Source organism: Vibrio sp. La 4.2.2 (assembly GCF_027586995.1).
Lineage (GTDB): Bacteria > Pseudomonadota > Gammaproteobacteria > Enterobacterales > Vibrionaceae > Vibrio > Vibrio mediterranei.
In genome coordinates this window covers 1-19,228 of sequence record NZ_JAPPTJ010000018.1, presented here as the reverse complement: position 1 = coordinate 19,228, position 19,228 = coordinate 1, and the positions used below count along the sequence as shown (strand labels likewise).

The following is a 19,228-nucleotide window of genomic DNA, read 5'->3' as shown; positions in this document are numbered from 1 at the left end:
TTTTTTAGATAGCGACTCGTAACCTTAGGCCGATAATCCAAGTACTATCTTTATCAGAAAACGCAGGGTTCTTTATATACTGTAAGTCTGGTGTGACTTGAATATAGTCATTCACAGCCCAGTTATAATATAGCTCTGAGGTAATTTGATTGTCTAAACCACTCCCAAACGCTTCATTGACTTCACTCCAGTTTACGGCGAAACCCAAATTACTCGTTGCATTACCCAAACCAAAGTAGCCGATACCTGCGCTGATAGAAGTATCATACAAGGCTACATCTCCGCTTGAGAACCCTCCCCGAATAAATGGCATCAACTGCGCTGTCGCAAAATAGCTCGCTGAAAAGTTGATACCACGGCCGTTTTGAACGCTATAGGTTGTACTACCATCTGGCAAGGTAATAGTAGACAAGTTATGTCTTGTACCACCATCAATATTCCATGCTGTGACATGTACGTTATCGGTATAAATTTGCTCTTGAGAAGCGGTCCAACCAAACTCTAACGTTGTAAAAAGTTTGCTGTCGTCAAAGAAAGAATTAAATGGGTCACTAGAGTCACCGTTAGCATCGGCTACCCCACCAATCAGATAAAAATTGTCAGTCAACATATGACCTACGGCTAATCCAAGTACACCATCATCAGGCAAGCCAATTGCGCCTCCTCCTGTGCTAAAGGCCAGGTTAGTAAATCCCGTCCAAGGGCTCGCAAGAGCATAAGTATCGACGTAATCGGTGGTATCAAGATACCCAAGCATGAGTGACGTTCTACCCTGGTTTAACTTTTGTTTCCAATACAAGTTAGTGAGACGACTGCCTTGGTCAGAATACGCAGGCCCTATCATACCGACATAGCCGACACCATCAGGTAGACTGGGAGTAACATTGCCGACAAACGAAAACTCTTTAGGTGAAAGGTCGGTGTACTTATGTCTGTGCTCTACTTTCCATACCAGTCCACCAACATTACCTGAATCTAGGCCAACTAAGTTCCAACTCCCGTAGAAACGAAACACACCAGCGGCGGCGTTATTTTCGCCTCCTGTCACGGTGTCCGAAGCACGAAGCCCCAATGATTGATAATCTAAGCCAAATGTAAGATTTTGATTTTGCTCTAACGATTCTCTCCAGTTCAATTTTGGGGTTGGCTTTGTCTTGAGAGTGTTATCGACTGAGTCCGGGCTCCCAAAATCGGCACCAATGGCTATTTTGGGGACGAGCGACGCAAAGATCGCAGCTAAAGCAACACTTGATAGAAGGGTTTTAGTCATCATGCGTCTCACTATAACGTTTCTGATTGGTAATAATCTTCAATGTTAGTGGCTTCCATACTGTAGCCCATTGTCACTGAGGTATTACCATCAACAAGAAAAACATCCTCTGTCTGTTTATCGCTGTTGAAAATACCCTCAACCCACACTGGATATTGAACATTTTTAATTTCAAATCCTTCTGGGTAGCGTATTCGCACTATTTGATTTGCTGGCGGCGGTGGCAAATGGATACATGCACCCGCAACTGGTACCAACAGAAAGTCAGTACTTTTCTCTCCCGTCATTTCTAGCGGCACGATAAAGCCAGCCATTCGAATATGTTGTTTATCAAAGCGATCCGTCGTGGTTTCCGAGCGAGCTTGCATCTGAGCCATATAAGTCGCTCTTTTCTCGAGTAAATCACGAGCATCGACACCTTCACTACCCAACTCAACAATGATTTGATTAGCAAGTTTTTGATTCGCTTTGTTGGGCACAGAGTCTAATAACAAAATCGTTTGTAAAGATTCTCTCTGAGCTTCGGTTATATCCGGTAAGACTACAATTTCTTCTTTCATTTGAGGTTTCAAATCCGTCCAATCTAAGACCGAGATTTGACTCGCAGACACGGAAAACGAAAATAGAACAACAATCAGGCTAGAACACCTATTCAACATGTACATTACTCTTGTTAAGAGGGCTCAGTTTCTGAGCCCCATTGAATGGCTATAGTGTGTTCTTGTAAACAACACCGTCTTTCATGATCACTTTAATTGTGTCTAAGTCTGCCTCTCGGGGCTCAGCATCAAACCATTTCTCGTTGGCACCGATTACTGATAAGTCCTCGAGTGGATTACCATCTACTAAGATAAGATCGGCGTATGCACCTTCTTCAACCACGCCTAACTTACCTTCAGGATAAGGGTCCATGACCCCAGATAGTTTGACAATTTCGCCATTCACTGACGTCAAGCCTTTGAGTGTGAAGAAGTTACCCAGCTCTTTACCAGCAAGGAATATGGTATGGTCGGTTTGCTTAATGCAAGCGGTTACATCACCAACACAGTCCGTGTGAAAACCCCATTTAGGTTGATACTTGTTGACATTTTCAATGTACTTGGAGAATGCCTTCGTCGCTGATTCTGCTTTTCGTTTCGAAGCCGGATTAGAGTTGATCGCTTCGATTTGAGTCAAATAGGGAGAAAAAGCCGTCATATTGGTTGTGATATACGCTCCCTTCTCTTTCATCTTTTTAGCAATATCACCGTCAAACATAAAACCGTGTTCAATGGTTTTTACGCCCGCATCAAGGTTGCGTAAAATTGCTTTTTTACTGTATGCGTGAGACATAACGTAAGAGCCATAAGCCTCGGCAATTTCTACCGCTGCCGAAATTTCTTCTGGCGACATCGCATTTAGCTGCCAAGGGTCAAAAGATGAAGCGACACCGCCGGAAGACATGATCTTAATTTGCGTGTTGCCTTGTTTGAAATTCTGACGTGCAGCGGCCTTTATGTCGGTAATACCATCGGCATTAAAGCTGACGCTGTTTCTCGCCATACTCGTCGTAGAACCGAAAAAATGTTGATTGGCTGTTGTGAGATTACTAAAGTCTGCGTGAGAACCTGTAGGACCAATGAAAGCGCCAGAGGTATAAAGTCTAGGTCCCTCCAGCATCCCTGAGTCTATCGTTTTTCGTAAGCCGGTATTCAATCCGCCAGCATCACGCCAAGTGGTGAAGCCTGAACGAAACGCTGCTCGAGCGTTAACCGTAGACCGCGCGGCTAATTCTTCTACCGTGCGATTATTCTCGTGGTCACTCAAGTTACCGCCGTTTAATAGCAGATGGCCATGCCCTTCAATCAGACCCGGCATTAATGTCATACCACTCCCATCAATGACTTGCGCATCGGAGACTTCAACTACATCTTTCGATACCGCTTTGATTAAGTTGTCTTCCACTAATACGTAGTGGTTTTCATACAGTTTGTTGTCTGTGCCATTAAAAACATTAACGTTCTTAAACAAAATTGTGTCTGCTTGCGCTGAGAGCGCACAGGCACAAGAAGCTGCGAGAAGAGACAGTTTGCCGCCGATCGATTTCATTATTTCACCTTTAGTCCGTGCCAAGTGGAATCCACTTCGCGTAACATTCCGAATCATTGATTTGAATTTGCTGCTACGAGGCTAATTGTTTTTATGTAACACGCTGAGTTCACAAACAATTAACATCTAAACCTTAGGTGATAATTTATACATTTGCGAACCTAACGTATTGCCATTTGGCGACAAAACTTAAAGGTTGCTTTTACGTAGGGAGATTTGACCTATATTGCGAAGGAGTGATACCAACGTATCGCTTAAATGCTCGCGTGAAATGCGCGGAATCAGAGTAACCAAATTGTTGAGCAACTGTCGCAATAGTAGATGAAGACATAAGTTCAGTTTTAATGAGTTCAAACAAGATCTGTTCACTAAATTCCTTGTAATTGGTTTCCTCCTCTTTAAGTCGGCGTTGAATCGTTCTTGAGTGGATATTAATAACCTCAGAAGCTACATCTAGAGGTAACTTTCCAGCGGTAAAGTAGGGTTTAAGCGCGAGTTTTAAACTCTGAGTAAACCGTCCCAACTTTGGTAACGGTTCGCTGGGTACAGATTTTTGAACGTTAAACTTGGTCATCTGCATCATTACGCTGTCAGGTATTTTAATTGCAGTCACAGGGCGTTCGTTATAGAGCACCACATTCTGAAGTTGCGGTAGCAATTTAAAAGCCTCAACGGAAGATGACTGAACACCAATTTCTTTCGGATGATACTGTCCTGCTGTTAACTGATGGACTAACTGTGTCATAAACGTCACAGAAAATATCTCTGCATATTGGAACCAAACTTCATCTGCACCCGTTTTCTCCCTTACAAACCACCACGCTCCACCAGCCCTTTTTATGTAGACTTTGGTATTGGACGATTCCATTTCTAGCAGTTGACCAAATCTGCTAAGCGCCTCATGAACCGTCGTATTAACGGGTAATTTACTCAGATAATACGGGACATATTCAAGTGAGACCATTTCCCATACCCTAATCCCAAATTGATCGCTAGATAATCGCTTTCCGAGATGACATAACAGGTTTTTCAACGTTGATTCTGGTAAATAAGAATAGTTAGGTCGTTGAACAATTGTATTGGGAATACGCGCTTCTCTTAATAAAGGAAGTAGATCAACATCCATCCCCTTGAAGAGGTCAATAAAAAACATGACGTGTTCTGTTCGAATTATGTGGACTTGCTCTTCTTTTCTAGGTCTGGCCATCATCTAGTACACAAGTAATTAGGTGGTATAGGACTAATATAGTCTATCCTAGATGTTAACCATCTGAATAAATTAGTATTTAAAGGAATAGATATGAAGTCGGTTAGTTTAGCTGCTTTAACTAGCATGACGGTGCTTTCCCCTTGCCTCGCTCAGTCAAGTCAGTCCGAGGAATGGGAATATTTGTTGGTGTTCCCAATGATATGGACACCAAGCATCACCGGTACCTCAGGAAATTCAGGTGGTATCGTGGATATTGACATTCCTTTTGATAATATTGTTAGTAACTTAAATTTCGGTCTCATGGGCGATTTCTATGCTCAGAAAGGTAAATGGCTATTGGGTGTTCGCGCTAACTATTTGCATATCAAAAGCTCCAATTCATCGACTTACAAACCGAAACTGCCGTTTCTTCCGGATATCACAACCACTATCGATCTAGATGCCACTATGTCTTTAAATGACCTCTTCGCTGGTTATGAAGTCACCCATGGCTTAGTGATGCTGACTGGGGTTAGACATACTTACAGTAAGTTCAATATTGACATAGGTGTTAACGAATACGACGCCCCATCGATCAATTCATCAGGGCACCAATTCGACTGGTTGGTGGGGTTAAAATATGCCCACTGGTTTAATCAGGACTGGGGATTGAGTCTTACTGTAGATACTAGTATTGCTGGCGACAATGATGTGAATAGAGGGCTCAATCTCGCTGGAATGTATCGATTAAGTAATCTAAACAACATTTGGTTCGGTTATCGCTACTTAAATATTCAAAATGACTCGGGCACTACACAGATAGATGTCACCCAGCAGGGCCCGATGATAGGTTGGGCGTTCAGTTTTTAGAATTGAGCATTCTACAACCTATTTAACATTCTTAACCTTGTTTGAAGATGAGCAGCCAAGTCGATATGCAACCACAACTCTTCAATATCTTGAACTCTAAAATGTACGATCATTAACGACTCCTATAGTTTGATTGACAATCAAACATACCGCACGAAAATGATCGACATTTGCCAGATTACGCCATCAATAGCGAATAACTCCCTGCCTAGAATTGATACTTGAGCCCCGTAGATTCGAGAATGCTATATATTTCTCGCTGGCTTTCAGATGTTTTGCCTTTCATACCCCCAACCGCCCTAAGCTGCTTCCGCATCTCTAACCACTCCTCACTACCCCAAAGCAATGAGTCTTGCTTAAGTAGTTCAAATTGTTGGTTGAGATCGCTGATTATTTGCTCTCCCGATAAGAAAAACCCCACTTCATTGTTGTAAAGCAACGAACGAAAATCGAGATTGGTCGTGCCTACAAACGCTGTTTCATCAATAATCAGAAATTTCGCATGAAGTTTGCCATAGTATTGTGTTCCACCGAGTAATACCGAGTCGGGTTTACCTAATTGGTAGAACTTGATTCTTGGATGGTTAACCGCCTTCTTCCAAGCTGATGATTGAAGGAACTTTTCGTTGAGCTCGTTATTATCAAGGTCATCGTCTAACCAAGTTTGCTTGAGGGTTTCATCTTGCATAATGAGTGAAGGTACCGTGTGCATGTCGATCACGGCTTGAGTGAAGAAGTTATCACTAGTAAGTACTGAGTTAGTGATAACCTCAATACTTCGCTCTGGATCTTGTTCCAACCAACTCAACGCGATGTTTAGCTCTCTATCGATTACGCCTTCATCTTTTAGTAAATCCGACTGAAGAAACAGGTATGGCGACACCACTCTTATTTTTTTAAGCTCAGTATTGGTATAGGCGGTTTTCGCCAAAATGCCGCTGATTGAATTGGCATTAGCACTTTTGTTATGGCTATAACGCGTCACAACATCGTCCGCATTTAGATTGTCCAATTCGTGCGCAAATTTGGTATCTGCAGTACGATAATCTATATCTAGATACTGAGCTATACCAATGTATGCTTGATTAAACTCTGGGTTTGCTTTCAACTTCTGATAAGACGTTAACAATAAAGACTTGTCTCGATTGTAACTTGACCATGTATCAAGCTTTTTGTTGCCAGGTTTAGTAAACAGGACCGTAAAATAATACTCACTTAGTCGAGATGGCGACTGCTCAGGTTTCGATTCAAGTAAAGGACGGATTATGACTTCAATATCACGAAACGCTGAGTAGTCCTTACTTCCATTACTATCGATCCCGTAATAATGAAGCGACATATTCCGCCCACCCGTAATCACATAAGCATTTTGATTATAGAAACCGTCCACAATAAATAGCTTGTCGTGAGAGCGATGGTTCCATCTGGAATCACCATCTGTTAGTGCATTGAAGACAACCGCCTGTACACGTGCTTTCTGAGTTGTAATCTGTCCTTCTCTATCACGAATATAGCCCGCGTTTTTTTCACACTGCATAAGGCCTTTTAAGTTCCCATTGTTAAGACTGTACGAACCCAAGCTATCTACCATAATGCGGATATCAACACCGCGTTGCACGGCCTCACACAAAGCTCCTAATGTGGCTTTACCTGCTAAATCGTCAGAGAAAATATAGTACGTGAGATCAATGGTGTGTTTTGCGTTTTCAATCAAGTAGATCTTCGCGGCGAGACTCTTTATCGCGTCCGCCTGCTGTGAGCCAATCACTTTAACAAGAGCTGGTTGAACTGGTAGTCGATTCTCAGACGAGAGTTTAAGATAATCTTTCTCTAAATCTTCAGCGTCGCGCCAACGACGCTGCTCCATTAGCTGTGATGTCCACTCATCGTCAGAAGAACTCGGAGAGTGAGCATTAGAAGCACACCCGCCCAAAACTAACAATAAAACGAAGATAGAAATCCCTTTCCACATTGAGCCAATTCTCCTTGTATTAATCTTTGGCTTTTTCTGGCTCTTCTAGCCAAGATACGAACAGTTGATAACTCAAACTTAATACAACGGCACCAACAAACAGGCCGACTATTCCTGACATAGCCATTCCACCTAACGCACCCAATAGTAAAACCAACATGGGAATATCTGATCCTCGACTTAGTAACATAGGCTTAAGAACCGCGTCGCTACCGCTGACGATGACACACCATACTAAAAACAGTACTGCTGCTGTGGTCGACTGGGTACCGAACACATAAGCAATCACCGGAATAAGCGCCAGTATTGGCGGTAACTGGATAATAGCCATTAACAAGACCGCTAGTGCCCAAAGCCCTATCGCAGGCACATCAACGAACGCCATACCGACTGCGGCCATGATCGATTGAATAACCGCAACACCCAACACGCCTTGTACGACGCTACGAACTGTTGATTTGGATAGGTTGACTAGCTCCGCACCTTTGCCGTTAGTGAGTCGATTAGCCACTTTGTTGAACGCTTTTTGGCAGTTCTCAGCATTCGCCATAAACACGCCAGCAATGATGGTCGAAACGATAAATTGTAGTAGCCCACCCGCAAAGGACCCCACAGCGCCAGCTAATGTTGTTGCTAGCGATTTTATCTGCTCACTATATTTAGCCATCGCTCCTTCTAAGTTAGTCGAAGCATGATACATAGCGGCATATATCTTTTCACCAACTACAGGCAATTCTTTGACGGCTTGAGTCGGCCTTGGTACTTGAAGTGTTCCGTCCTGTAGCTGCGAATACACTTCTGTGCCTCCCGTATATAAACCACTAGATAACCAAACGAGTGGAATAAGTAGTAGCAGAACGCCAATCAACGAAAGCAACCCACTTGCTTTACCTTTGGAAATACGGCATTTAGCGTGTAACCATAACGCCACTGGATAGAGTGCGACGGCGATAATACCGCCCCAAACGACGAGCATCATGAAAGGTCTAAGAATGGAAAAACACCAATAGACCAAAATGGAAATGGTCGCGATTTTGATAAAAGTATCGATCGCATTTTTATTGAAGGAACTGTCAAAATTCATAACGTTTACCTAAATAGATTTCATCATCTGTCCATTGAACTGCAGGACCTTCCATTGCCTCGTTTCAATAAAGAAAGCAGCAATCATCATATATAAAGCGACCAAACCAAGAAGTCCGAGCCTTATCCACATTTTTTCGTCAATCACACCAGAGCTCATTAACGTCGTGCCTATCAACACCAAAGCGGTATTGAATGCCGTCGCGTACACTGGTGCCTTTGTAGGCTCTGAGTACATTTTGCTACCGATAACAATTGCTAGAAGACTGATAAAGACAGTGTAAAAAACAATATTAGGGACTAGAGCTAATACACCAAACACTAGAATGGCAATCACACCACCAATACCATTGCTAATTAGCAAAAACAGACTTAACTTGATGGACTTTTCGCCTGTTATCATTAACGATAACAAAGCAATAAATATCATCGAAAGTAGCGCTTCAGAGATCTGGAAAATGAAGAAGAAACAGACAACAGGGAAAGCGACAATCATCGCTTTCAACGCGGAATGCCAGCGGAATTCCGAAGTAAATGGAACCGTTTGATAGCCCTGATGCGTTTCTTCTCTCTCCGGCATATAGATGTGCATTATTGCGAATATTGCGACTGCAATAGCACCAGATAAACTTAAACCCAACGCCAAAAATATAGCAATTGGTGGACTATCAATTGCCATAAAAGGCAACATCAATGTCGACATTAACAATATGGTTGCGAACAAATTCCATTTCGGGTCGAGAAACAGGTAATACCCCAACATCATCAACATTCCTACCCCTATTAATAGAGGAACCGGATATTGAGCAAGACCTAAGCTTAAGCTAACACCAATTACAACGGTTACGATCATCGCAAGAAGAAGTTCATAGACGATGTCTTTGTGTAATACCTTCTTTTCAAACAGAAACTTAGCGGTGAAAATCGGTGTTACAAACGCCAATGGCCAATCTATCCAAGCAGCAAGAAACGTAGCAATACCGACACCAAGCGTAAATCTGAGTACGCGATTTTGTGTGTTATCGGACATAAGACATCCAGCTAACGATTCGAATCCAAGCCTTGCCTAACATGTTGAAGATGGTGTTGTTATCGGTGTATACCACGACATCCGCTTGACCACCTATTCGCAGCAACCCTGTCGTATCAGCCGTATCGAATTCAATCGTAACCGGAAGCATTTGAGTTTGTCTTAACCAGCCAGTTTGATTATTGGCTTGAGCCAGTTTGCCAGCTTGGTTGGACTGCCCCCAATCCACGCCCCAATCAACACTTGATATTTTGCCTGTGATGACCTTTCCTGGAGCAAAGTCGAGTGCTATTTCAACCTCATTACCTGGTTGAATATTACCTAAACTGTTCTCTCTAAAGTAAGCCTCAATCCAAATGCTATCTGTTGACACAAACGTCATTATGGGTTGGCCAGCGCTCGCATAAAATCCTTCGGACAAACTGAAGTTTGAGACGCCACCGTTGGTTGGAGCTCTAACTACGGTACGTTCTAAGTCCAGTTGAGCCTTCTCTAATGCAAGTAAAGCTGCTTTAATCTGGCTATTTTCTTCACCTTCTGCGCCAAGCTGTTTATTGGCTTTGTCCAAATCTGCCTGTGCATTTTGAACATTGGCGCGTGCCCTCGCCAAATTCGCTCTTGCTTTATCAGCCTCAGAAGCGGAAATCACCCCTTTTTCTGCCATAGTAAGTACACGACGAGTTTGCAGTTCAACGTTATCTCGTTCGACAATACTGCTGGTCAAACGAGCCTGTGCAGAGGCGATCGTCGCCGTTTGAGCTCCAACATTTTGTCCAGCAATTTCCAAATCCTGTTCCGCTTTTTGAACAGCTATCTCATAGTCCACCGGATTAAGAGCAATCAATGTATCGCCCTCTGACACTAACTGATTAGGCTTTACCTGAATATCGATCACTTGCCCAGAAACCTGAGGTTTGATCGGCACGACATAGCCTTTGACGCGCGCATTGTCTGTAGAGGGAATGATTCGATCTGAAATAATACTGATAGCGAGACTAGCTACAATAAAGACAACAAGAGCATTGGTAACTTTTTTCACTTTGTTCTGTTTCGCTTGCTCTGCGTTTTGTTCAGCTTGTTCAATCTGAGAATCTTTGTTCTGTTTCTCTACTGGCTGACTTTTTGATTCTGGTTTATCGCTCATTACTCATCCCTTGTTAACAACTTAATAACCAATCCTATCTAGGTATAGACTATTACCGGAACAAATTAAATTTAATTACTTTAAAAATTAGTATATTAGAGAACCAACACGTGTTTACTTTGCTGATTATCACTGAGCGAAAATTGTAGTTGATGTGTTCTTTCAGATTTGCCATTTTGCGCCAAAGGTCTAACCTAAACATTATCAATACCTCAAAAATACCGTCTTAACGCCTATGACCACTAGCAAGGACCCAATTACGCCACTGATCAAATCTGGTTATGCCCGCGTATTGGTAGAACTCTTTCGCGAATACAACCACGACCCTCACCAAGCGATAAAAGAATCTGGATTACCACCAGACTTGTTCGATTTGGATCAAGAATTCTTACCCCAAGAGCCAGTGAAAAAATTAATCTATTTATTGGGAAATCAATTAGGAATTACTCAATTCGGCGATCTATTACGAACGGCGATTAGGCAAAAAGTTATACCACGCCTACTAGGTGAGTTATCTGAATGCAATACGGTAGAGGAAGCTTTAGTCCATACAAAACAAGTGTTTCAGTACGATGCCGTTGGCGTCAATGTTGGACTAGAACAGAGTCATGGAAGGACTTGGTATTGGTGCAAACGCCAATTTGATGACAGCCCGTTATTCCTTTGGTCAGAGATTTGGGCAGTGCTTTACGCTATTGAATTGGTCCGAGCCATGACTAAGTCCACATGGACTCCTAAACAAATTAAAATCCAATCGAAGGAAGTTGATGTATTTAAAGCTATCATAGGGACGTCACCACAATATTTCGTTGAAAATGAACGTATAGAATGGTTAATCGATAAGGAGATTTTGCAGCACGCTCCAAATATCACCAGTAAAGATTGTGCACCACAAGAACCATTAGTGACTTGGCACGCTAACTTTACCGACCGCGTGTTTACGGCATTATTACCCTATGTTCGGGAACACAACCTTACCCTAGAGCAAGCAGCCAAACTGTTAAAGCTGACACCACGTACGCTGCAGCGAAGGCTCAATGAAGAGCGAACAAGTTTCCGCCATATCAAAGATAATCTAGTATTTACTGTCGCAGTAGAACTAATGGGCGAAGAACGATCACTGACTCACATTGCTAGTCAACTTGGCTTTTCCGATATTTCTCACTTTTCGCGTTCGTTTAAGCGCATCAGCGGCCTAACACCTAAAATGTATCAAAGAACGATATTAAGTTTGAACGAAACACAGCGCAGTCCATAACCAAACAACACGGTTCATTCTTACAACAAGATACCAAAAAGAACTGGTTAAGGATGTACACATGGCAAGGTTACTGATAGGTTCTGTCGGTTAATGGTCAATTATCGGTATTTAAAGCATGCGTTCGTTAGTTATTTTATTCAGTCTTTCTTTGCTATTTATAGTGAAAGCACATGCAAATGACTGGCAGTGGCAAGATCTCTCGCCGACCATTGACACGCCAACTTACCAAAACAAATTCGTGAATTTTACACCCACACAGCGCTATGATTTGATGACGATCGTAGACTATCAAAATAAACACAAACCTGAACGTGCTGCACTAGAGACAAATTATCGTGAAGCATTGATACGCTTTGCAAAGAATGGCATCAATATCCTTGATTTAATTGAAGAACAAAAGCAAATAGAGGCCAATCATTCAGATTGGAATATGAATATCAATCCCACGCTCATTGGCAAGAAGGGGCGACTTCCAGGGTTCATTGTACCTCTTGAATTTGATGAGTTGATTGTTACTGAGTTTATACTTGTTCCTACTGCCGGCGCCTGTATTCACACACCACCACCGCCAGGAAATCAAATGGTCGTAGTGAGTTACCCTAAAGGAATTGAGTTTCGAGGTTTATACTCACCGGTGTGGGTCGAAGGAACTTTGTTGGAGCAATCTACCGCTTCCAATATTGAGCTCTCCGACGGCAATACTGAAGTAATGAGCGCATACACAATGACCGCGGATAATGTCACAATGTACGAGCAGTAGTATCTATTGTTGCTTTACAGGTTTTGATATTCAGAAACTTAAGATTCTGTATGCTAGCTCCGACCAAGACGATAAACCCTTTTTGCACGAGTTCCAAAGAACCAAACATCTGTTGTTAAAGTAGCAAAGGCCACCGTTTTACGCGTCCCTTCTCAGAAGTACTCAATAAATCGAGTGTATGGATTATTAAAAGTAGTCCAAAGCCAATCGTAGGTTCATCATTTAATTTTCTTCTTCGATACATCGATACAAAAACAATCTCAAAGTTAGAGCAGTAATTACGCAACCTTCCTTCGATGGTTAGCGTTTCAACGCCAAAACAAAGTTGTTTCACTTTTCTAACCTGCTGGCGCGAAATGGTAATCGTATTACGCGCAACTGCATTACTATCCCCTTCTTTGTTAGCTCTAGAGGTGATGTATGCGACTACTTAAATACTTTGTCTGCTTAACTGCGTTGGCTGCATCATTCACAGCCAGTGCCAATGTTCATAAGTGGAAAAACACTCAATTCGAAACCTATTCAGATAAAACGCAAGTGCAATTTACCCTGGTGAATCGTTCCAATGTCTCTGCAAATTACTATCTGAGGATCAACGAGAAGGTGTTTAACAATAAAATTGAGCTAGCGGCCAATCAGGAAATTGACTTAGACATTAGTGTTAAAACCCCTCCTAGTAAAACATCCGAAAAATTAGTGTGTACTAAGATGGTTACAGACTCCCCGAACACCTATGAAGTATGCACAAAGCTCACATTTAAGAGATTTTAATCATGAGTTTTAGAATCACTTTGGGGTCGGCAGCTATGATGATTTCGATGAATGTACTGGCAAACCCTATCCCCTCAGTATCAAACCCATCAGGTACTGATAGAATTCGGACATCTAATGGGTCTACCTGTGAACAAGCAGTATCAACGGGTAAAACTGTTCAATTTGGAACTTATGGTTCCCAAGGCGCAGATGATACATACAGCAACCAGTACGACCCTTATCACAATTATTACAACGAAGATGACCGCGGTATCTATGCTGCAGTCACAATTCAGTTTGGCGGTGAAGACCGTGTTGATTGCACAAAACTGTACGCGTTCGAAATGCGTCAGCGTAAACGAGAAGAAGAACTTGCTCAAGCTGAACACGAACTTAAGCTTCTGCAAATCGAAACAGAGAAGCAGCGTCTAATTAAAATGAAACAAACTAATACAACATTCGCGGAGTAATTATGCGCACATCTACCGCTCTACTAGTCGCTGGTATGCTTGTTATCACTAATCATGCAGTGTATGCAAATAACAACTTTTCGCTAATGGATAACGATGCAGAAATAGAGTTTAAAGCATCCATTGAAGCACAGTGTGGTTTGGAAGTGCTCAAAGATAAAGGTGATTTGGCATTTGGAGATAGTTATCTAGCGGACGCAGCTCAAATTCAGATTATCGATAACCGTCAAAATGGCCGAGTGTTACTCAGACTAGACGACTTAGAGTATGACCAAGACGATTATCTAAGGAATCTAGAGTACAGCTTTTTCCATTTTAAAGTAACAGGTAGCGGTGAAAAGGAAGGCAGTGCTCTTGCTTGGATGGTAGGTAAAACCTTTACACGTCATGAACTTGGTAATGAGCGTAAGCTAGAAATCCGAGCCAGAGTTTCTCTTTCTGAGGAAGATACAGTTGCCAAAGATGACCTGACAATAAAAACCGAATGGGTCACGATTTGCGCTTAATGAGTCGGCTTAGCAAGCATCTATTGGAATTTATTTATGTTCAGATTGGTCACTAATTGTTGGGTTCTAGCTCTGTTACTACTATCAACGACATGTTTGGCAGAAAACAACGATGCTCAATTAAGATTCCGTGCAGACATCCCAGCACGCTGTGGAATTGAAGTCATTGATGCAGAGGGAGAACTGTCATTTGGCGAAGATTACGATTTACGTGAGATTCGACTGCGTTTGGTTCATAACATCCCTCACGGTAGTGTAATTCTGCGTTTAAAAAATGCTGACTTTGGAGGTTTAGAATCGAGCCTACCATCTGAGAAGTTTCGATTTCAAATTGATGTTCCTCAGCGTTATGAGGGCGATATCAACTATTGGCGTAATGGTATTCAAATCGAAAAGGATCAGTTAAACCCAGATCAAATCATCGAAATAAGAGCAAGAGTGGATATCGACGAGTCGATGGCACCAGCGGGTGAGCATATGATGAGGCTCGATTGGGAGAGCTTATGCGTAAGATAAACGCTCCCAAAACTATTGTTAAATGAGTTTAACGAAGCAGATTACTCTTTTGCACGTCCAAGGCGGTATATCTTTTCAGCACGAGTCCCAAAGAACCAAAAGCTTGTTGCCAAAATAGCAAAAAATACCGCTTTATGTGTACCTTCCCAGAAGTACTCTATAAAGCGCGTGTACAGATTAATGAAGATGAAAATGAGCCCGAAGCCACGCGTAAGTTCATCATCAAACTTCATTCCGTGATACACAGCTACAACAGACGCAATAAGTAATAGTATCGACCAATGTAGCAAAGAGAACTGAGTGACATTACTCCACACACTAAAGTCCGCATAATTACCAAACACCGACATTAACCACATCGATATAAAGAACACAAATAGCCCCAACGCACGAGTAGTGATGGCGAAATCTTCTTTAGATGGCCAACGTTTTACTGCCAACGTACTTGTTACTATCAGTACTAAACCATAAAGCACATAACGGAATGGGAAATTAAGTCCAAGAAAATATCCTTCGTCGCTTAGTTGATAGGTTTCAAAACCAAGCCAAGTACCAAATGACAGTAACGCACACAACCAAACAATATGCGACGGAATCCACAATCCCAAAACGCCATACACTAGCGAGGCAAGCAGGATTAACTTGGTTAAACTATTGGTTTGAATAACCTGCCCTAGAAAATAAATCGACACAGCAGTACTGACAATACCCAGTACAAATAAGGCCTCATTGCTAAAGGCTTTGTCCGGAGTCTTCGATTTTCGTCTTACGCCAATAAAGTAAAAGCCCGCTGATATTACGGCGAAAAATCCACTCTTCGCTATGTCAGGTGCAGAGAATATCTCATCCAGTAGTTTAATCAGCCATTCATCGAGCAACACGGAAAGTACCGATAAAACGATGCAAACAATTGCAATCCAAAATGAGTACTTAGCAATAAGTGACCAATCGACACTGGCGACTTGATAGCTGTTTTTCAGTTTGTCATGTTCTTCTTGGTTGATAGTGCCTTGTTCAAGCCATTGCTCTATCGCACTGTCAACAACACGACCTTCTCTTTTTGAAAGCTTCATTCGTTTGACTCTTCTACTACTGGGATAAATAACTGACTACGCGTCCCACTTCTAAGCCTATAAGTGGATTTCATTAGTCGTCAAATTGGTGCGTGACTCTAAACGTTCAGAGTGGACTTCGCAAATAATACGGCATTACCAGAAATACAGACACTGTCCTGAAGCACCTCACCATACAAGATCCCACTTCTTTTAGAAGCTTGTAAGGCCGTGAGTTTTGATTTGCCGAGTCGTTCAGCCCAATATGGCATCAAACCCGCATGAATCGAGCCTGTGACAGGGTCTTCATCACCGCCATTCGCTGGCCAAAAATAGCGAGAAACAAAATCATATTGATCGTCGGAACCTGGAGCTGTCGCGACTACATCATAAGGAGCAAGTGTTTTTAGTGGCTCATTTTGCGTTGTTAAAGAGACAACATGTTGTTTTGACTCGTAAATAGCGAAATATGCTTGCTTACTTCGTAGCACCTTAGATGGTTCTATAGATAGTCCTCGAACAAGCGCTTCTGGAACCTCGTCTATTTCACAAGGCATAAGAATGGGAAACGTCATCTCTATTCGCTCACAAGCTCCTTGTACCACGATTAGGTCACCGACATCGTTGGTAGAAAAACGAATTTCGCCAGTGTGAGACAAGTCATTGAACAGTACAAACGCGGACGCCAATGTGGCATGGCCACAGAAATCAATTTCAGTGATTGGAGAAAACCATCGAATATAGTAGTGGTTGTGATCAAGACGTTTAAGATAAGCGGTTTCAGATAAGTTGTTTTCTGCTGCAACGTTAAGCATCCATTCATCGTCAGGGTACTCCTCAACGAGGATAACAGCTGCACTGTTGCCCTTGAATGGCTGTGTGGTAAAAGCATCGACAATCCATTGCGTGGTCATGATTTTCCTTAGAGTTGACTATTGATAATTACAAAGTTCGATAAGATTACCGTCTGGATCGCGCAGGTAAATTGACAATATGCTGCCCGTAGCGCCTGTGCGATTGACAGGCTCTGTGAATACGTCAATACCTTTAGAAATGAGTATCTGTTTAGCTTGTCCAACCGGAGTGTCTATTACAAAACACAAGTCTTCACTTCCCGGCACTGCAAAGGTTGCTTTAGGTTCTATCTCTTGTCCCTTGATATGCAGATTGATCTTCTGAGAACCAAAATGAAGCGCATGCCGATTATCACCAAATGTTTCATATCTCATTCCTAGCGTTTCATAAAACTCCACAGATGATTGCAAATCAGCAACTGTGAGTACGAGATGATCAATCGATTGAATGTTCATAAATTCCCTCTAACTTGCTCGATTGGTATAAGCGATTCTCTTGCGATAAATTCGGTACACTAACGCTAAAACTAGGCATGCTGCCGCAGGGACAACGAGCGCCATAAACGCTAAATTCCGATATAACAGAGCACCCACTATACCGCCAACGATAAACCCCGTTAATATGGTGACAAACAGCTTGGCCTTTCGTTTATCAAATGTCTCGCCTCTTAATGTCGAACCAATCATGATTCCCAAATCAGTAACGATACCAGTGACATGAGTCGTTCTAACTACCGCTCCACTAAACGTGGTTGCCAAGGCGTTTTGCAACCCACATGCAGCTGAAGCAAAGTAGGTTCCACTTTGAGAACCATTGAGTAGTAAATAAGTGGCGATCAGCAAAAATAGACTTTCAATGCAAAGAAGCCACTCGTATTGACGACCGAGTTTTAGCGACACATTTGAAATGAATAAACCAGAAATCGCAGACCCTACTAAGAAGCTAACGATAATTGCGAACATATGACCAGCAAGAGACCAATCGTGAATCAGTTGAGTACCTAGTAGAGTTGCAGTACCAGATAAATGTGAGATCGCCTGATGTTGAAACCCCATAAGCCCCACAGCATTCACTGTCCCTGCTAGTAAAGAGAGAACAAACGCACCCGACTCAATCCAACGAGGTAACTTAGATATCACAGCAATCACCTATCTCAACAACATAATTCAGAAGGCAGCATCATAGCCCCATTTCATCTGTTGTCTTTGATTTAAAGCACATAATGTGTTGAGGACCAGCTTGACCACCCAGATATAGTTCTTTCGTATCAATAAACCCTACTGCTAAATAAAGTTGATACGCCGCCTTGTTTCTACAGTTAACAGTCAAATATAGGTCATTGTGTTCAGTGCCCAACCAAGCGTTAAACTCTTTGACTAAAAGCTTTAAACACATCTTAGCGAGACCTCTACCCTGAAACCGCGAATCGATAAAAAAAGCGCGAAGGCCAGTAGCATTCTCCAACGTAGTTCCTAATGTAACTTGGTATGCCTCATCAAGTAGGAAAAAACCTGCAGGAGTCTCGCCCGAATAGATTACCCATTGACTCTCTTTGGGGTAACCTAAACTGCTCTGAATAATATCGGATACTACACCCACAAAAGGCAACTGTTCATCTGACACAGCTAGTGCTAACACATTTTCCGATATTGGATGAGTTAAACGTCTTACAGCAATGCTCATAAAGTAACCCCATGTTCACACCAATCAAACTCCATCTGTTTTGCTGTTTTAAGTGCGATGTCGCGTCCGCGCAATTTTTCAACCAGCCTCAAGCTCATATCAATCCCAGCAGAAATACCAGCTGATGTGACAATGTCACCACAATCTACCCAACGTGTATCATTGATAATGGTTAACTCCGAAAACAGGTGTTGTAGTTCATTTTGATCTTCCCAGTGAGTCGTGACAGTTTGGTTAGAAAGGACACCCGATTTCGCCAGCAAAAATGCGCCTGTACACACAGAAGCCACAAGCGTAGAGTTAGCTGCTGTCTCTCTCACCCAATCTAATACGCGAGTGTTTTCCATCTCTTGGATATGAACCCCACCGGGGACAATCAGTACATCAATTGCCGGATGACTGTAGATGGAGTAGTCGGATTGGATTTTAAGACCACCTCTTGCTAAGACGGTACCTTGTGTTTGAGATAGAAGGCTAACTGACCATTTGTCTTCTTCGTTCAGAAACCGATTCGCCGTAGAAAAGACTTCAAAAGGCCCAGCAAAGTCTAATACCTCTACATCACGATACACATAGATTCCAACATTCATCACAGCCTCCATTCTGTTAAGATACTGTTACCTACAGTATTGAGTTACAAAGATTATTTCAACCTTTGTAACCCAAACCATAAGTATTGGATAACGTCAAAGGCATCTCACTCACAACAAATGAAATCGTTGTTCT

20 protein-coding genes are annotated in these 19,228 nt (G+C 42.3%); 6 read left to right on the top strand and 14 right to left on the bottom strand.

Features of this window, described 5'->3' with window-relative positions:
• Window positions 1–4: 4 nt before the first annotated feature.
• From OH456_RS24655 to OH456_RS24640, 4 genes are all read right to left on the bottom strand, one after another.
• Complete coding sequence (locus OH456_RS24655; protein WP_270034411.1) at window positions 5–1,270, bottom strand: carbohydrate porin; 1,266 nt, start codon at window positions 1,268–1,270, stop codon at window positions 5–7.
• Window positions 1,271–1,281: 11 nt separating this feature from the next.
• Window positions 1,282–1,929: a DUF3299 domain-containing protein gene (locus OH456_RS24650; protein ID WP_270034398.1), complete on the bottom strand. Its 648-nt coding sequence runs from the start codon at window positions 1,927–1,929 to the stop codon at window positions 1,282–1,284.
• Between the two features lie 49 nt (window positions 1,930–1,978).
• Window positions 1,979–3,358 (bottom strand): metal-dependent hydrolase family protein, encoded by a 1,380-nt coding sequence (locus tag OH456_RS24645; RefSeq protein ID WP_270034397.1) that lies wholly within the window; start codon window positions 3,356–3,358, stop codon window positions 1,979–1,981.
• Between the two features lie 202 nt (window positions 3,359–3,560).
• On the bottom strand, window positions 3,561–4,511 hold the full coding sequence (locus OH456_RS24640) for a helix-turn-helix domain-containing protein (RefSeq protein WP_252039055.1): 951 nt from the start codon (window positions 4,509–4,511) through the stop codon (window positions 3,561–3,563).
• A gap of 147 nt (window positions 4,512–4,658) precedes the next feature.
• Here OH456_RS24640 and OH456_RS24635 point away from each other — a divergent pair, with 147 nt between their 5' ends.
• Window positions 4,659–5,417 (top strand): hypothetical protein, encoded by a 759-nt coding sequence (locus OH456_RS24635; protein ID WP_006071418.1) that lies wholly within the window; start codon window positions 4,659–4,661, stop codon window positions 5,415–5,417.
• A 208-nt stretch (window positions 5,418–5,625) separates the two neighbouring features.
• Here OH456_RS24635 and OH456_RS24630 read toward each other — a convergent pair whose 3' ends face one another.
• Genes OH456_RS24630 through OH456_RS24615 form a run of 4 tightly spaced genes read right to left on the bottom strand, consistent with a single transcriptional unit; the run spans window position 5,626 to window position 10,646 of the window.
• Window positions 5,626–7,389: a phospholipase D family protein gene (locus tag OH456_RS24630; protein WP_270034396.1), complete on the bottom strand. Its 1,764-nt coding sequence runs from the start codon at window positions 7,387–7,389 to the stop codon at window positions 5,626–5,628.
• Window positions 7,390–7,408: 19 nt separating this feature from the next.
• Window positions 7,409–8,473 carry an AI-2E family transporter gene (locus OH456_RS24625; protein ID WP_006071416.1) on the bottom strand — a complete coding sequence of 355 codons (1,065 nt, stop codon included), beginning with the start codon at window positions 8,471–8,473 and terminating at the stop codon, window positions 7,409–7,411.
• Window positions 8,474–8,482: 9 nt separating this feature from the next.
• Window positions 8,483–9,502 carry a DUF2955 domain-containing protein gene (locus OH456_RS24620; protein WP_236110626.1) on the bottom strand — a complete coding sequence of 340 codons (1,020 nt, stop codon included), beginning with the start codon at window positions 9,500–9,502 and terminating at the stop codon, window positions 8,483–8,485.
• Complete coding sequence (locus tag OH456_RS24615) at window positions 9,492–10,646, bottom strand: HlyD family secretion protein (RefSeq protein ID WP_006071414.1); 1,155 nt, start codon at window positions 10,644–10,646, stop codon at window positions 9,492–9,494. The genes OH456_RS24620 and OH456_RS24615 overlap by 11 nt, the downstream gene beginning before the upstream one ends.
• Window positions 10,647–10,881: 235 nt before the next feature.
• Between OH456_RS24615 and OH456_RS24610 the strand changes: the two genes are divergently transcribed.
• From OH456_RS24610 to OH456_RS24590, 5 genes are all read left to right on the top strand, one after another.
• Window positions 10,882–11,904, top strand: coding sequence for a helix-turn-helix domain-containing protein (locus OH456_RS24610; RefSeq protein WP_031495396.1), 1,023 nt, complete (start codon window positions 10,882–10,884; stop codon window positions 11,902–11,904).
• A 118-nt stretch (window positions 11,905–12,022) separates the two neighbouring features.
• Window positions 12,023–12,667 carry a DUF3299 domain-containing protein gene (locus OH456_RS24605; protein ID WP_270034395.1) on the top strand — a complete coding sequence of 215 codons (645 nt, stop codon included), beginning with the start codon at window positions 12,023–12,025 and terminating at the stop codon, window positions 12,665–12,667.
• Window positions 12,668–13,440: 773 nt separating this feature from the next.
• The gene (locus tag OH456_RS24600; RefSeq protein ID WP_031496528.1) at window positions 13,441–13,890 is read left to right on the top strand and encodes a hypothetical protein; all 450 of its coding nucleotides are present in this window, start codon (window positions 13,441–13,443) and stop codon (window positions 13,888–13,890) included.
• Window positions 13,891–13,892: 2 nt separating this feature from the next.
• Window positions 13,893–14,396 (top strand): hypothetical protein, encoded by a 504-nt coding sequence (locus OH456_RS24595; RefSeq protein ID WP_031496530.1) that lies wholly within the window; start codon window positions 13,893–13,895, stop codon window positions 14,394–14,396.
• Between the two features lie 36 nt (window positions 14,397–14,432).
• Complete coding sequence (locus tag OH456_RS24590; RefSeq protein WP_006071408.1) at window positions 14,433–14,912, top strand: hypothetical protein; 480 nt, start codon at window positions 14,433–14,435, stop codon at window positions 14,910–14,912.
• 41 nt (window positions 14,913–14,953) lie between these two features.
• Here OH456_RS24590 and OH456_RS24585 read toward each other — a convergent pair whose 3' ends face one another.
• The 6 genes from OH456_RS24585 to OH456_RS24560 all read right to left on the bottom strand — a co-directional run bounded on the left by OH456_RS24585 (window position 14,954) and on the right by OH456_RS24560 (window position 19,092).
• Entirely contained in the window at window positions 14,954–15,985 is a 1,032-nt protein-coding gene (locus OH456_RS24585; RefSeq protein WP_236110622.1) for a hypothetical protein, read from the bottom strand.
• Window positions 15,986–16,083: 98 nt separating this feature from the next.
• A complete protein-coding gene (locus OH456_RS24580; RefSeq protein ID WP_198557796.1) occupies window positions 16,084–16,878 on the bottom strand; it encodes a PhzF family phenazine biosynthesis protein in 795 nt (264 codons plus the stop codon).
• An 18-nt stretch (window positions 16,879–16,896) separates the two neighbouring features.
• Window positions 16,897–17,274, bottom strand: coding sequence for a VOC family protein (locus OH456_RS24575; protein WP_031496537.1), 378 nt, complete (start codon window positions 17,272–17,274; stop codon window positions 16,897–16,899).
• Between the two features lie 9 nt (window positions 17,275–17,283).
• A complete protein-coding gene (locus tag OH456_RS24570) occupies window positions 17,284–17,958 on the bottom strand; it encodes a YoaK family protein (RefSeq protein WP_038222344.1) in 675 nt (224 codons plus the stop codon).
• A gap of 40 nt (window positions 17,959–17,998) precedes the next feature.
• On the bottom strand, window positions 17,999–18,502 hold the full coding sequence (locus OH456_RS24565; RefSeq protein WP_107306892.1) for a GNAT family N-acetyltransferase: 504 nt from the start codon (window positions 18,500–18,502) through the stop codon (window positions 17,999–18,001).
• Entirely contained in the window at window positions 18,499–19,092 is a 594-nt protein-coding gene (locus OH456_RS24560) for a DJ-1/PfpI family protein (RefSeq protein ID WP_270034393.1), read from the bottom strand. Before OH456_RS24560 ends, OH456_RS24565 begins: the two co-directional genes overlap by 4 nt.
• Window positions 19,093–19,228 lie beyond the last annotated feature (136 nt).

Excerpts from the sequence above, each read along its gene's own strand:
- OH456_RS24560 (WP_270034393.1), bottom strand. The coding sequence starts at position 19,092 with ATGAATGTTGGAATCTATGTGTATCGTGATGTAGAGGTATTAGACTTT.
- OH456_RS24615 (WP_006071414.1), bottom strand. The coding sequence starts at position 10,646 with ATGAGCGATAAACCAGAATCAAAAAGTCAGCCAGTAGAGAAACAGAAC.
- OH456_RS24620 (WP_236110626.1), bottom strand. The coding sequence starts at position 9,502 with ATGTCCGATAACACACAAAATCGCGTACTCAGATTTACGCTTGGTGTC.
- OH456_RS24610 (WP_031495396.1), top strand. The coding sequence starts at position 10,882 with ATGACCACTAGCAAGGACCCAATTACGCCACTGATCAAATCTGGTTAT.
- OH456_RS24645 (WP_270034397.1), bottom strand. The coding sequence starts at position 3,358 with ATGAAATCGATCGGCGGCAAACTGTCTCTTCTCGCAGCTTCTTGTGCC.
- OH456_RS24595 (WP_031496530.1), top strand. The coding sequence starts at position 13,893 with ATGCGCACATCTACCGCTCTACTAGTCGCTGGTATGCTTGTTATCACT.
- OH456_RS24565 (WP_107306892.1), bottom strand. The coding sequence starts at position 18,502 with ATGAGCATTGCTGTAAGACGTTTAACTCATCCAATATCGGAAAATGTG.
- OH456_RS24625 (WP_006071416.1), bottom strand. The coding sequence starts at position 8,473 with ATGAATTTTGACAGTTCCTTCAATAAAAATGCGATCGATACTTTTATC.
- OH456_RS24585 (WP_236110622.1), bottom strand. The coding sequence starts at position 15,985 with ATGAAGCTTTCAAAAAGAGAAGGTCGTGTTGTTGACAGTGCGATAGAG.
- OH456_RS24580 (WP_198557796.1), bottom strand. The coding sequence starts at position 16,878 with ATGACCACGCAATGGATTGTCGATGCTTTTACCACACAGCCATTCAAG.
- OH456_RS24635 (WP_006071418.1), top strand. The coding sequence starts at position 4,659 with ATGAAGTCGGTTAGTTTAGCTGCTTTAACTAGCATGACGGTGCTTTCC.
- OH456_RS24640 (WP_252039055.1), bottom strand. The coding sequence starts at position 4,511 with ATGTTTTTTATTGACCTCTTCAAGGGGATGGATGTTGATCTACTTCCT.
- OH456_RS24590 (WP_006071408.1), top strand. The coding sequence starts at position 14,433 with ATGTTCAGATTGGTCACTAATTGTTGGGTTCTAGCTCTGTTACTACTA.
- OH456_RS24575 (WP_031496537.1), bottom strand. The coding sequence starts at position 17,274 with ATGAACATTCAATCGATTGATCATCTCGTACTCACAGTTGCTGATTTG.
- OH456_RS24630 (WP_270034396.1), bottom strand. The coding sequence starts at position 7,389 with ATGTGGAAAGGGATTTCTATCTTCGTTTTATTGTTAGTTTTGGGCGGG.
- OH456_RS24655 (WP_270034411.1), bottom strand. The coding sequence starts at position 1,270 with ATGACTAAAACCCTTCTATCAAGTGTTGCTTTAGCTGCGATCTTTGCG.
- OH456_RS24605 (WP_270034395.1), top strand. The coding sequence starts at position 12,023 with ATGCGTTCGTTAGTTATTTTATTCAGTCTTTCTTTGCTATTTATAGTG.
- OH456_RS24600 (WP_031496528.1), top strand. The coding sequence starts at position 13,441 with ATGAGTTTTAGAATCACTTTGGGGTCGGCAGCTATGATGATTTCGATG.
- OH456_RS24650 (WP_270034398.1), bottom strand. The coding sequence starts at position 1,929 with ATGTTGAATAGGTGTTCTAGCCTGATTGTTGTTCTATTTTCGTTTTCC.